The sequence below is a fragment of the Dyella thailandensis genome, assembly GCF_050749815.1.
GTDB lineage: Bacteria > Pseudomonadota > Gammaproteobacteria > Xanthomonadales > Rhodanobacteraceae > Dyella_A.
Genome location: NZ_CP192735.1, coordinates 1 through 13847 on the forward strand (window position 1 = coordinate 1; position 13847 = coordinate 13847).

Here is a 13847-nt window from a genome sequence, read left to right on the forward strand (position 1 = left end):
GAGCGCTGCTTACCGAGCGAGCGCACGTATCAGTTGCGCCAGAAGCATTCGTTGACACTCATCCCTACTTAGAACGGAACCGCCGAATCCTGGTGCCGGGAGAGGCGCCGGCTGCGACTCTCGCAGCGCTGCGCACACTTGCGCGATGTTGATCAAGAAAGCGGACGTCCCCACTTATCTCGTCGATCACTGTCCTGGGTCTGAAACTTCAACAGTTCAACGCCGTATGGCGTTTGCTTGAAGGTGACGGTTCCGTATGCAGATCCGGGCACTGCACCTACTTCTTCACGCCTGACGCAGGTATGTACTGGCCCATCAATGGCTTTGAGATAAAACCTCAACGGGATAGTGCAGGCTCGGCTATAGCCTCCTACAGTGTAATAAACCGTCGTTGTTACATATGGGCCAACAGAATAGTGCGCAGGAAGGCTAAATGCACAAGATATTGCCACCATGAGTGGCAGTCCCCACGTCACGGCCGTCAACTTCAGTCGAGTCCAGTAGGGCGCAAAGTTGCGCCCCATTGGAATGCCCACCCACGTGAATACTAAAGACAAGACCAATGTCCCTAGAAACGCCCACATCGTGGCGTGGTAGCCAGCTTTGGCGTAGCTGTGGCGTGTGAGGGGCACCAAGGGAAGCGCGATAAACCAAGGTAGCAAGAGTTGCTTGAACAACCAATATAGCGGTCTTTGGGATGGATCAGAATTCTGTAAAACGCGATGCGCATGTTTCATATCAAAATTCGTGGCAGTCCCATTTTGCTAAAAAATCCCGCTACTCAAATCTTTTGGATATGCCTGCTTTTCGGGTCAGGGCAGGCATAGGGCCACCAGCTCCTCATCTTAATTCGCCAACTGCATCAGTACCCGATGCCAGAACTCCAGCCCAGCGCCCACTTCCGACGCCGGCAGCTTTTCGTTGAGGCCGTGGGCGAAGGTGTCGTCGGGTTTGGTGAAGGCGGCATCGACGCCGTAGCTGGGGACGCCGGCGTTGCGGAAATACATGCTGTCGGAGGCGCCGGCGGACATGCCGGGGGCGATCTCCACGCCGGGGAAGCGCGCGTGCACGGCGTCGGTGACGGCGGCGATCACATCCGGGCGCAGCGGTGAGGCGGGGCTTTCCACGGGCGGGGGCGGCAGCACGGTGATGCTGGCGCTGGGGTCGTCGATCACCTTGGTCAGGGTGTCGCGCACGCTGGCCACCGAGGTGCCGGGGAAGATGCGGCAGTTGACGTTGACGCTGGCGCTCTGTGGCAGGGCGTTGAGCGCGTGGCCGCCGTCGAGCATGGTCGCCACGCAGGTGGTGCGGATCTGCCCGACATAGGCCGGATCGGCGGAGATGGTGGCGGCTGCGGCGGCGTCGTCCGGATGGGCGGCGTAGCGCGTCATCGCTTCACCGAGCGCGCCGGGCGTGTGGGCGCCGGTGGCGCGCAGCGAGGCGCGGGTGATGTCGTTGATCATCGGCGGGAAGGCGTAGCCGCCCACGCGGTCGATCACCTTGGCCAGGCGGTAGATGGCGTTGTCGGCGGTCGGTTCGCTGGAGTGGCCGCCGGGCGAGGTGAGGGTGATGCGGAAGTCGGCATAGGTCTTTTCGGCGGCCTGGATCTGGTACACCACCGGCTTGCCGCTGGCCGGGTCCAGCGTGCCGCCGCCGGCGTCGGCGTTGAGCAGGAATTCGGCGTCGTGGTAGCGCTTGGCCAGCTCGCGGGTGGTGGCCATGTCGGTCTCTTCGTCGCCCGAGAGCAGCAGCACGATGGCGCGGCTGGGCTTGAAGCCCTCGCGCTTGAGACGGATCAGGGTTTCCACCAGCACCACGGCGGCGGTCTTCATATCGGCGGTGCCGCGTCCGTAGAGGTAGCCGTTCTCCTGGATCAGGGTGAACGGGTCACGCGTCCAGTCGGAGCGCTTGGCGGCCACCACATCCATGTGGCCGGACAGGTAGATCGGCTTGCCGTGTCCGGTGCCGCGGTAGCGGGCAGCCAGGGCGGCGGTTTCGCCGACCGGGATGATCTCGATGTCGCCCGCGGCGAAGCCGCCCGCCTTTAGCTGGTCGGCGAAGTAGGCCGCCAGTGCCGGCACCTGGTGGTTGCCCTTGACCGTGGGCACGCTGATCGCGTGGCGCAGCATGGCCATCGCCTCGCCCAGTTCGCGGGTCTGCATCGGCACGTGCGGCGGCGCGGCCAGTGCGGTGGCCGTCAGTCCGAGCGCGAGCAGGGCGGCCAGGGGCCGCAAGGCGAGTGCTGCTTTCATCCGATGGTTCTCCCCGAGGTGCGTGATTGCACGTGGGCGCAGTATGCGCGGGCGCGCGTGCGCATGCACCGGATGGCCGCGGCCCGGCGGTGCCGGGCCGCTGCCACGATCAGAGCTTGTAGTTGACCCCGAACATCAGCGTGCGGCCCCAGGTGTCGTACTCCAGCGGGCGGGCCACCTGCACGCTGTTGGGCAGCCCGGAAATCTGCTGGGTCTTGTCGGGCGTGTTGGTGAGGTTGTTCACCTGCAGCAGGATCGACAGGCCGTTCCAGCGCCCTTCGTCGAAGGCGTAGCCCAGCTGCAGGTCGGTCTGCTTGTTGGCCAGTACGCGGGTGTAGCCGAGCTGGTCGAACAAGGCCACCGCCTCGCCGGTGAAGGACGAACGGTAGCGCTCGGCGATGCGCGCGGAGAAGCCATGCTTCTCGTAGTACAGGGCGAGGTTCGCCACCTTGCGCGAGAGCCCGGGCAGCGTCGCCGGGCCGCCCGGAATGGAGGAGATCGAGCTCTTGGGGATGTTGCTGTTGGTCAGCGAAAAGTTCGCCTGCACGCCAAAGCCATCGAGTGCGTCCGCCAGCAGGCCGCCTTCCAGTGCGCCGGACAGCTCCAGGCCCTGCATCTTGCCGCCGGTGCCGTTCTCCGGTCGGGTGAACGAGCCGATGTTGCTCGACGGCGTGAGCGTGGGGTTGTCGTTGGTGTAGTGGGAGAAGTCGTAGTCGAGCGTGGTCTGGTTGTAGATGTAGTTCAGCAGGTTCTTGTTGAACACGGCCACGGCGACATAGCTGGACGTACCGAAGTAGTTCTCCCACGAGAGATCGGTGCCCACCGCGATGTACGGCTTGAGCTTGGGATTGCCGCCGCTGCCCGACCACAGCACCTGGCCGGCGGCTGGGCCGTCCTTTACCTGGAACACGCTCGCCGAGGTGGCGACCTTCTCGTCGTCGATGCGCCCGCGCGCCATGGTCTTGGCCAGGCCGAAGCGCAGCACCTGGTGATCGGTAAGCTGGGCGACAAGGTTCAGGCTGGGCAGCACCTCGTTGTACTTCGCGCCGTCGACGATGCGGCCCACCAGGGTGTCGCCGTTGGTCTGCAGCGCCTGCGAGGACTGGTCGGTACGCACGAACTGCACGCCCACGTTGCCGCGCAGCGGCACGTCGCCCAGGTGGCTGTCGATGTTGAACTTGGCGTAGGCCACCGGCACCTTCTCGCGCACGGTGTAGTTGCGGTTGTAGTCAGCCAGGCCGTTGCGCTGGGTGACGTAGAACTGGCTGTGCAGTGCGCCGAGCACGTCGTAGTTGAGCGCGCCGGGGATGCCGCCGTAGCTCAGCGACGTGGGCCCATAGAGCAGATTCGGATCGATCGGCGTGCCGAAGGTGTGGTCGTAGGTGCCGGCCGTGGAGCCGTTGCCGTTGAGCCAGGCGAAATAGACGTCCGCCGACTTCACCTTGGTGCGGTCGGAGTAGTCCATGCCCAGGTTCATGCTGGAGAAGATCCAGCCCAGCGTGCGGGTGGCTTCCAGCCGGATCGCCTTGATGGTGTCCTTCTGGTGGTCGAACTCTTCGCGGCCGTTGTAGCCGTAGTTGTCCGGATCGGTGAACACGAGGTTGGCCGGGTTGGCCAGGTCCACGCCGGGCGTGAAGTACGGATAGCCATCGCCGATCGGCGTCTGGAACTGCACGCTGGTGAGACCACCGTTTGGCAGGCCGGCAAACAGGTAGGCGTCGTGCAGCTTCTTCTTGGCGGTGGAGTAGGAGAGGTCGGCCGAGGCCTGCCATTCGTTGCCGAAGTCGTACTGGTTGTTCCAGCCGGCGGAGAACAGCTTGTCGTGCTCCTTGTTGAACTGGTTCTGCAGGATCGGCGCGATGCCGTTGATGGTGCCGGAGGTGACCAGCGGATACGGCTGGTAAGGCACGGTGCCGACGTTGTCGTAGGAGACATTGTCGTACGGGCTGCTCGACCACTGCACGCCGTTGGTGGTCTGGCGCTGGTTGAAGGTCGAGTAGTAGAGGTCCAACGTCGAGTGGTAGTGCTCGCCAGGCGCCCACTCGATCACGGTCATCAGACCGTTGCGCTTCTGCTGCTCCGACTTGGCGCGCAGCTGCATGCCTTCCTGCGAGATCACGTTGTCGGGCATGCCCGGGGTGTGCGGCCCGCCCCAATTCTGGTCGATGCCGGCCGGGCCGTTGTCCACGCTCCACCACCAGGCCTGGTACTGCTTTTCCTGGATCGGCGAGTCGAGCTGGGCGAAGCCGACCGCCACGCCCAGCGTGTGGTCGAGAAACTGGTCGATGTACGAGAAGCTGGCGCGGTGGCCCATGTCGCCCACGCCCGAGCCGGGGTTGAGCTTGCCGTTGCTGGTGTGCTCGCCGCGCAGGTTGAGCACGACGGTGCGCTTTTCCAGATCGAGGGGGCGGATGGTGTGCAGGTCGACGGTGCCGGAGAGGCCCTGGCCGATCAGGCTGGCATCGGGCGTCTTGTAGACCGCGGCGCTGCTGATCAGCTCGGAGGGGTACTGGTCGTATTCCACGCCGCGGTTCTCGCCGATCGTGGCCTGCTCGCGCCCGTTGAGCGTGGTGCCGGCGAAATCCGGCGACAGGCCGCGGATCGAGATCACGTTGGCGCGCCCGTCCAGCCGCTGCGTGGCCAGGCCGGGCAGGCGGGCCAGGCTCTCGGCAATGCTGGCGTCGGGCAGCTTGCCGATGTCCTCGGCGGAGACCGCCTCGATGATGTCGTCGGAATTCTGCTTGGCCTTGATCGAGCTCTCGATGCTGCCTCGGATGCCGGTGACGACCACCGTCTGCAGCGTGGTGGCGCCGGGTTTGGCGGGCTTCTTCGTCGACGGCGTGGGATTCGCCGGCGTGCTCGATGCGTTCTGCTGCTGCGCGGGTGGCGTCGTGTCCTGTGCCTGCGCGACGCTGGCGACGAACAGCCCGAGCAGTGCCGCCTGGCAAGCCAGCGCGAGCCGGTGCCGACGAGGCTGGGGGCGTGAGGCGGTCGCGCCGCGTGGGTGGCCGATGTGCATGCTGATCTCCCTGAAAGACGACGAGTCGATGGTGCCGGCAATCCCCTGCTTCACCGGTGGGCGCGGAGCATCAGCGAGCGCATGCAGCCTTGTCACCATGCGATGCACCAAGTGATGCACAAGGCCACTTGCGCGCCCGCATGAAGTTGCGACAGGTACAAAAAAAGCCCGGAGATCGCTCTCCGGGCTTTTTCCGTCACCGGCTGTGAAGCCGGTGTACTTGGGGGGGGCGAGAGCTTACTTCGCCTCCTTCTCCATCAGCTTGTCGACCAGGTTCGCCGGCACTTCCTCGTAGTGATCGAAGATCATCGTGAAGGTGCCGCGGCCGGAGGTGGCCGAACGCAGGAAGTTGATGTAGCCGAACATCTCCGCCAGCGGCACGAAGCCCTGCACGAAGGCCTGCGGACCCTTCTGGCCCTGGTCGCTGACCGAACCGCGACGACGGTTCACGTCGCCGATGATGTCGCCGAGGTAATCGGCCTCGGTCACCACTTCCAGGCTCATGATCGGCTCGAGCAGCTTCGGCTTGGACATGCGCTGCGCTTCACGGAAGCACTGGCGTGCGGCGATTTCGAACGCGAGCGCCGACGAGTCGACGTCGTGGTACTTGCCGTCCACCAGGCGCGCCTTGAAGTCGAGCACTTCGTAGCCGGCTACCTGACCCTGGCGCGACTCCACCTCGATCGCGTGCTGCACGGCCGGGATGTACTCGCGCGGCACGCGGCCGCCGACGATCTCGTCGGAGAACACCACGCCCGAACCCGGCTCGCCCGGCTCGAAGATCATCTTCACTTCGGCGAACTGGCCCGAACCACCGGACTGCTTCTTGTGGGTGTAGGTGTGCTCGACGGTGTTGCCGAAGGCTTCGCGGAAGCTGACCTTGGGCTTGCCCATGTTCGCGTCCACGCCCAGCTCGGTGCGCATGCGGTCGATGGTGATTTCCAGGTGCAGCTCGCCCATGCCCTTGAGCACGGTCTGCCCGGTTTCCTTGTCCACTTCCAGCTTCAGCGACGGATCGGCCTTGACCATCTTGTAGAGCGCGGTGGACATCTTGTCGACGTCGTTGCGGCTCTTCGGCTCCACCGACACGCTGATCACCGGGTCCGGGAAGCGCATGCGCTCCAGCAGCACCGGATGGGCCGGATCGGTCAGCGAGTCACCGGTCTCGGTTTCCTTCAGCGAGACGAACGCGCAGATGTCGCCGGCGCGGACCTCGTCGATTTCCTTGGTGGCGTTCGCCTGCACTTCCACGATGCGGCCGATCCGCTCTTTCTTGCCGCGGGTGACGTTCTGCAGGGTGTCGCCCTTCTTGATCACGCCCGAGTAGATGCGGGTAAAGGTGAGCGTGCCGAACTGGTCGTTGATCACCTTGAAGGCCAGCGCGCGCACCGGCGCGTCGTCGGTCACTTCCTGCTCGCCGATGACGTGGCCGTCCTCGTCCACCATCGAGATGCCGCCGTTCTCGCCCGGGAACGGCATGTAGTCGATCACGCCGTCCAGCAGCTGCTGCACGCCCTTGTTGCGGTAGGAGGAACCGCAGAACACCGGCACCAGCTTGCCCGCCACACAGCCCTTGCGGATGCACTCCTTGAGCTTCTCCAGCGAGGGGATCTCGCCCGAGGTGAGGTAGGCGTCCATGGCGTCGTCGTCCATCTCGACGGCGGTCTCGATGCTCTGCTCGCGCAGCGCGGCGAGGTTGGCCACCCACTCCTTGTCGGCAGCGGACTGGAACGCCTTCACCTTCGGGTGGTCGGCCACCTGGTCGAGCGGCACGCTCTCCCACTTGCTGTCCTTGTCGTCGCCCTGCCAGATGTAGCCCAGGCCGGCGATCAGGTCGGCCATGCCGATGAACTCGTCGTGGCTGCCCAGCGGAACCTGGCACAGCACGGCGTTGGCGCCCAGGCGGTTGCGGATGCCGTCCACGCAGTGCTTAAAGTTCGCGCCGATGCGGTCCATCTTGTTGACGTAGCACATGCGCGGCACGTTGTACTGGTCGGCCAGGCGCCAGTTGGTCTCGGTCTGCGGCTCCACGCCGGCCACGCCGTCGAACACCACCACGGCGCCGTCCAGCACGCGCAGCGAGCGGTTCACCTCGATGGTGAAGTCCACGTGCCCCGGGGTGTCGATCACGTTGATCTGGTGGCCCTTCCACTCGGTCGACACGGCGGCCGACTGGATGGTGATGCCGCGCTTGCGCTCCTGCTCCAGGTAATCGGTCGTGGTCGAGCCCTTGCCGTCCTTGGTGTCATGCACGTCGACGATCTGGTGCTTCTTGCCGGTGTAGTACAGGACGCGCTCGGTGGTCGTCGTCTTGCCGGCGTCGATGTGCGCAATGATGCCGATGTTGCGGTAGAGCTTGAGGGGTTTCTGTCGGGCCACTGTCGGAGTTCCGTAGGTGCGTTTTAAGGGAAGCGTGAGCAGGACAGCGCTCGTGCTGCCCCATGGAATGTCGTGCGCTTGCGGTTGGCGGTGCTCGCACCGCTCCCGATTGGACAGGGCGCAGGTGCGTCAAACCGCCGATTATAGCCGGGTTTCTTGATAAATCAGAGTCCTGCGTTCAGGGGACCGGCAGGGCGTTGCACGTACGCCTGCCGCCAGCGCCCGGCCGGTGCCGCCACAGGCCACGGCAGGTGCCCCTTTGCCGTTCAGCCAGGGTCGGTAGCGTGCGAGACGCCCGGCGGCGTGCCTGTCAGCAGGTCTTCGTAGAACGCACCGAACGGCTCGGTCGGGTGGGCGATCTGGATTTCCAGGATCCAGCGGCCGTCGGCCGGGCGCCGGCCGAAGGCCTCCAGCGGGCCCCCTTTGTGCACAGCGTGCGGGTAGTCGCCGATGCGGTGGCCCTTGGTGGCGTGGTTGAGGCGCCAGCCCATCGCCGCGGCGCGCTCACCGGCGTAGGCATATAGCGCCGCACCGCTCAGGCCCTGCTGACGCCAGGCCTCGGCCACCTCGTCGAAGAGGGCGCGGGCCGCCACGGCGCAGGCCTGCTGCTGCGGCGCGTCGCCGACCGTGAACGTATCGCCCACGTCGCCCTCGTGGCGGTCGAACACCAGACCCAGGTCGACGAAATAGCCGTCGTGTTCGCCCAGTCGTACCGTCGGATCGGAGCGCTGGCGCCAGGTCTTGATGGTGTTGGCACCGATGCGGATCAGCGTGGGGTGCCAGACGCGCTCCACGCCGTGTTCGCTGAACACGTCGGCGGCCATGACCTTCGCCTCGTCCTCGCTGATCCCTGGCTGCATGCGCTCACGGATGTCCTGCAGCGCGGCCCAGCTGCGCTCGCGAGCGCGCTGCACCAGCGCGGGGTCGAACTTGCGACCGACCGCTTCGCGAGGATCTGCGGCCACTCCGATGCTGGCTCTCAAGCCTGGCTGACCAGCAGCAACGCCAGGCCCAGGGCCGCCGGCGCGGCCTGGATCCACAGCACCTTGCGCGTGGCGGTGAGCCCGCCATACACGCCGGCCACCAGCACGCAGCCGAGGAAGAAGGCTTTCACGTGCAGGCCCTCGCTGCCCCCCACCCACAGTCCCCACGCCAGTCCGGCGGCGAGGAAGCCGTTGTACAGCCCCTGGTTGGCGGCCAGCACCTTCGACTGCTCGGCGAATTCCGGCGTCAGCCCGAACGCGCGTCGCCCCGACGGCCGGTTCCACAGGAACATCTCCAGCACCAGGAACCACAGGTGCAGCAGGGCGATGATGGCGATGACGATGGAGGCGGCAAGAGGCATGGTGGGTTTCGGAAGGGGTTCAGGCGGGCGGATCGGCGCGGCGGAACGTTACCACCAGCACGTCGCGATGCGCCGGCAGGTCCGGGTCGAGCGGGGTCACCGGGGTCACGCCGTGGAACACGCGCGCGTCGTCCACCAGCGCAGCGTCCAGTGGATGCACCAGGGTGAAGCTTCCCAGCAGCTCGCCGTCGGCGGCGTGGATGGTGGTGGTGCCGCTCTCGATGTTCTGCCGATCGATCATCAGCACCAGAACGTAATCCACGCCGTCGCGGTGCCGGCCTTCAGGGGTGGGCTCGCCCGCCTCGCCGACTTTCGCTTCGATCCGGAACTGGTGCGTTTCCACGTGCCAGGCCCGTACCTCGGGCGCGAGGGCGCCGAACAGGGACTGGCTGAAGCGCAGGATGCCGCGGAGGCTGGGGCCGTCGGCGATCGCCGGGTGTATCGGCCGGAACCACCGCTGGATGTTTCCCTGCAGCGGGTTGTATTCCAGGCTCTGGAAATGCGGCTGGTGCGGCGCGCGCTGCAGGGAGCCCGCGGCGTCGATGGTGAACGTGGCATGCCGGCGCTGGCGGTGCCGCCCCTGTGCCGCCAGGTAGGTATCCGGGGCGAGATCGTTCCAGCTGGCGGCGAACGCCTCCCAATCATCGAACGCGTGCGGCGCGTCCAGCAGGCCGCGCATGACGTTGGCGGTGAGAAAGGCGAAGCCTTCGCGTTGGAGCCGGGTGCGTAGCGCCGGAAGATCGGGGAGAGAGGGCATGCGCATACGTTAGCAGTTGGTCGCCCGCTCAGTGCTGATTCGGGTCAGCCCTGGAAGGCCCGTCCAGCCACGCCGGGGGAGGGTTTTCACTCGCAAGAACCCTCGGGTCCAACGGTTTGGCTCGGCGATGGATGCACGCATCGCGTAGTGCCGCGACGGGGGGGGGTCTGGGCAGGGCGCCGGCCGCACCGGCCACATCAGGTCGCCGGCCATCCAGGTGACACCCTTCCTGTGCAATAGATGGTGCGCCAGCGGCACCGTCGGGATGGTGCCGGGCGCGCCTGCGCATGGTTTCAGGTGCATCCAATCATCACATGATGATTTCGCATATGGGCGTATAGACGTCTAGACGTCTGTTGACACGATGTCTGTGGCGGCCCTACAGTGCACTCCACTCATCGAGACCGGCTGAGGGACAGGCCCTTTGAAGCCGGGGCAACCTGCAGAGACGCTTTCTGCGACGGTGCCAACTCCTGCGGAGCGCCGACGAGCGCAACCGGTAGATGGGGTGTCGTCACGGGCGCGTTCTGGCGTCCGTGGTGGCCCACTCTCTCGACTCTCCGCAGGTGCGATGCCACAGGAGAGTCCGATGTCCGCCCAGCTCGCCCACGTCCCCACTGCTTCCGCCCAGCCGCAGCGCGCGGCCGTTGCGCCGTCGCCCCGTGCCTCGCTCACGGCGCAGCGCTGCAGTCGCCGGGTCATCATCGAGCCCACCTACGGCGGCGGCCGCTGCGGCGTGGAGGTGAGCTACCTGTGGTGTGGTGCGCCGGATGCACCGACCGTGGTGGTGCAAGGCGGTATCTCGGCAAGCCGCGACGTGATCGCCGCCGAGGGTGCCGCCCAGCCGGGCTGGTGGCAGGCGCTGGTGGGCGAGGGCAAGGCGATCGACCTGAACCAGTACCGCGTGCTGTCCATCGACTGGCTGAGCCCGACCGATCTGGGCGCCGCCACGGCGATCTCCAGCACCGACCAGGCCAATGCGATCAGCGCCTTGATCGATGCGTTGGGCATCGGCCGCATCGCCGCCTTCGTCGGCTCGTCCTACGGCGCCATGGTGGCGCTGGCCTTCGCCAAGGCGCATCCGTGGCAGCTGGACCGGCTGGTGCTGCTGGCCGGTGCGCATCGCGCGCATCCTCTTTCTACGGCTCTGCGCAGCGTGCAGCGCGGCATCGTGCGGCTGGGCCAGTCCAGCGGGCAGTTGGACGAAGCGCTGAGCCTGGCGCGCCAGCTGGCCATGACCACCTATCGCGGCAGCGAGGAATTCGCCCGCCGCTTCTCGTCCGCCCCGGAATTTCGCGACGACCGCTTCCACTTCCCGGTGGAGGATTACCTGGACCAGGCTGGCCGCCGCTTCGTGGCGCGCTTCGATGCGGAGCGTTTCCTGGCGCTGTCTGAGTCGATCGACCTGCATGACGTGCAGCCCGAGGCCGTACCCACGCCGGCCACGCTGATCGGCTTCCCGTCCGACCGGCTGGTGCCGCTGGCCGACCTGTGCGAGCTGCAGCGTCGCCTGGCCGGTCCGGCCACGCTGGAGGTAGTGGAGTCGCCCTACGGCCACGACGGCTTCCTCAAGGAAACCGACCAGCTCGCCCCCCTGCTGCGCCAGGCCCTCCTGTAGGAGCCCGCTGGCGGGCGATGCTTTTTCTTTGTCTTTAGATGGGATCAGGAGCAAGGGCATCGCCCGCGAGCGGGCTCCTACAGAAAGCCGTGCTGCGTACCTTTTGATCGTTCGGAGAGTTCCATGACCACCTCGGCCCCCAGCACCCGCGCCGTCCGCGCCGGCATCGAGTCGGACACCCAGCACGGCGCCGTCGTGCCGCCGCTGCACCTGTCGACCAACTACAGCTTCACCGGGCTCGGCGGCAAGCGCGCCTACGACTACTCGCGCAGCGGCAACCCCACCCGCGACCTGCTCGGCGAGGCGCTGGCCGACCTGGAGCAGGGTGCCGGTGCGGTGGTCACCTCCAGCGGGATGTCCGCCGTGGCGCTGGCGCTGGAACTGGTGCCGGCCGGCGCCACCGTGCTGGCCGCGCACGACTGCTACGGCGGCACCTGGCGCCTGCTCGACGCGTGGGCGAAGAAGGGCCGCTTCAGCGTGGCCTTCGCCGATCTCACCGATCCCGCCGCACTGGCCGCCGGCCTCGCGAAGAAGCCCGCGCTGGTGTGGGTGGAAACGCCCTCCAACCCGCTGCTGCGCATCACCGACATCCGTCACGTGGCGCACGCCGCGCATGCGGTCGGCGCGCTGGTGGTGGTGGACAACACCTTCCTCTCGCCCGCGCTGCAGCAGCCGCTGGCGCTGGGCGCGGACCTCGTCGTCCACTCCACCACCAAGTACATCAACGGCCACAGCGACGTGGTGGGCGGTGCCGTGGTGGCGCGCACGCCGGAGCTGGCCGAGCAGATCAAGTGGTGGGGCAACTGCAACGGCCTCACCGGCGGCGCGTTCGACAGCTACCTCACCCTGCGCGGCCTGCGCACGCTGGGCGTGCGTCTGCGCCAGCACGAGGAAAACGCCGCCCGCGTAGCCGAGCACTTGGCCCGCCACGGCGCCGTGCGCAAGGTCTACTACCCCGGGCTCGCCGAGCATCCCGGCCATGCGCTGGCCGGGCGCCAGCAGCAGGGCTTCGGCGCCATGCTCAGCTTCGAGCTCGACGGCGAGGTGGAAGAGATCGCGGCGTTCGTCGACGGGCTGGAATACTTCTCGCTGGCCGAATCGCTCGGCGGCGTGGAAAGCCTGATCGCGCACCCCGCCTCGATGACCCACGCCTCGATGGCGCCGGAAGCGCGCCGCACCGCTGGCATCGCCGACACCCTGCTGCGCCTGTCGGTGGGCATCGAAGATGGCGACGACCTGCTGCGCGACCTCGATGCTGCCCTGCGCCGCGCTGCCGCGGTGGGCGCCTCCAAACGCAAGGTGCGCGCATGAGCGCGGTGCCCGATGCCGAGGTGGCGGAAGTGGCCGCAGTAGGAGCGCACCCTGTGCGCGATCGACTTTTGTCGGGTGCAGTTGAAGAGCGTTCGCGCACAGGGTGCGCTCCTACAGCCGTGGATGCATCCGGCATTGCCATCGTGCTGCTCGGCACCGGCGTGGTCGGCGGGGCCCTGCTCAAGCTGCTGTGTACGCCGGCGGCCGCGCGCATCCGGCTGGTGGGCGCGGCCAACTCCAAGCGGCAGCAGACCCACCCGGCGCGGCTGGCCAGTCGCCAGTTGCGCGAGCAGATCCGCAGCGAGGGCGATCCGCGGGACAACGCGGCGCTGCTGTCTGCGCTGGATGCCAGCGGCGTGGCGACCAACGTGATCGTCGACGCCACCGCCAATGCTTCGCTGGCCGCGCGCCACGCCGAATGGCTGGAGCGCGGCTATCACGTCGTCACCGCCAACAAGGCACTGGCCGGCGGCGAGCTCACCGGCTGGCGTGCGCTGCAGGCGGCCACCTCCGGTGCCGCGCGCTACGGCGATTCGGCCACCGTCGGCGCCGGCCTGCCGGTGCTCTCCACCCTGCGTCGCCTGCGCCAGTGCGGCGATGCGCTGCTCACGCTGGAGGGTGTGTTCTCCGGCTCGCTCTCGTATCTGTTCAACCAGTACGACGGCAGCGTGCCGTTCTCCATCTTGCTCGGCGAGGCGCGCCGGCTTGGCTACACCGAGCCCGATCCGCGCTCCGATCTCTCCGGCGAGGACGTGGCGCGCAAGCTGCTGATCCTCGCCCGCCATGCCGGCTTCTCGCTCAACAGCGACGAGGTGGAAGTGGAGAGTCTGGTGCCGCAGGCGTTGCGCGCGCTGTCCACCGAGGCCTTCCTCGATCGCCTCGAGGAACTCGACGCGCCGCTCGCCGCGCGGGCCGCCGAAGCACGCGAACGCGGCCACGTGCTGCGCTACCTCGCCCGCCTCAACCAGCGTGGTCGCGCCCGCGTGGGGTTGGTGGAAGTGCCGGCCACTCATCCGGCGGCCCGGCTGTACGGCACCGACAACCAGTTCGCCCTCACCACCACCCGCTACAACACGCAGCCGCTGGTGATCCAGGGGCCGGGCGCGGGGCCGGAAGTCACCGCACAGGCTTTGCTGGGTGACGTGCTGGCGCTGGCGCCCGGCTGA

Annotated in this window: 9 protein-coding genes and 1 riboswitch; of the genes, 3 read left to right on the plus strand and 6 right to left on the minus strand. The window is 67.1% G+C overall.

Going from position 1 to position 13847, the window contains the following annotated elements:
* Window positions 1-845 precede the first annotated feature (845 nt).
* The 6 genes from ACQVBX_RS00005 to ACQVBX_RS00030 form a co-directional block, all read right to left on the minus strand.
* A complete protein-coding gene (locus tag ACQVBX_RS00005; protein WP_431635851.1) occupies window positions 846-2252 on the minus strand; it encodes a M20/M25/M40 family metallo-hydrolase in 1407 nt (468 codons plus the stop codon).
* Between the two features lie 109 nt (window positions 2253-2361).
* Entirely contained in the window at window positions 2362-5271 is a 2910-nt protein-coding gene (locus ACQVBX_RS00010) for a TonB-dependent receptor (protein WP_431635852.1), read from the minus strand.
* A 237-nt stretch (window positions 5272-5508) separates the two neighbouring features.
* Window positions 5509-7650 carry an elongation factor G gene (gene fusA, locus ACQVBX_RS00015; RefSeq protein WP_431635853.1) on the minus strand — a complete coding sequence of 714 codons (2142 nt, stop codon included), beginning with the start codon at window positions 7648-7650 and terminating at the stop codon, window positions 5509-5511.
* 266 nt (window positions 7651-7916) lie between these two features.
* Complete coding sequence (locus ACQVBX_RS00020) at window positions 7917-8615, minus strand: M24 family metallopeptidase (protein WP_431635854.1); 699 nt, start codon at window positions 8613-8615, stop codon at window positions 7917-7919.
* A gap of 14 nt (window positions 8616-8629) precedes the next feature.
* Window positions 8630-8995 carry a DUF1304 domain-containing protein gene (locus ACQVBX_RS00025; protein ID WP_431635855.1) on the minus strand — a complete coding sequence of 122 codons (366 nt, stop codon included), beginning with the start codon at window positions 8993-8995 and terminating at the stop codon, window positions 8630-8632.
* A 19-nt stretch (window positions 8996-9014) separates the two neighbouring features.
* Complete coding sequence (locus ACQVBX_RS00030) at window positions 9015-9752, minus strand: 2OG-Fe dioxygenase family protein (RefSeq protein WP_431635856.1); 738 nt, start codon at window positions 9750-9752, stop codon at window positions 9015-9017.
* Between the two features lie 392 nt (window positions 9753-10144).
* A riboswitch (SAM riboswitch) is annotated at window positions 10145-10262 on the plus strand.
* 79 nt (window positions 10263-10341) lie between these two features.
* On the opposite strand from ACQVBX_RS00030, the gene metX reads away from it, so the two are divergent.
* From metX to ACQVBX_RS00045, 3 genes are all read left to right on the plus strand, one after another.
* Window positions 10342-11370, plus strand: a complete 1029-nt coding sequence (metX, locus tag ACQVBX_RS00035; RefSeq protein WP_431635857.1) for a homoserine O-succinyltransferase MetX — start codon at window positions 10342-10344, stop codon at window positions 11368-11370.
* A 123-nt stretch (window positions 11371-11493) separates the two neighbouring features.
* On the plus strand, window positions 11494-12681 hold the full coding sequence (gene metB, locus ACQVBX_RS00040) for a cystathionine gamma-synthase (protein ID WP_431635858.1): 1188 nt from the start codon (window positions 11494-11496) through the stop codon (window positions 12679-12681).
* Window positions 12682-12800: 119 nt separating this feature from the next.
* A complete protein-coding gene (locus ACQVBX_RS00045) occupies window positions 12801-13847 on the plus strand; it encodes a homoserine dehydrogenase (RefSeq protein WP_431635859.1) in 1047 nt (348 codons plus the stop codon).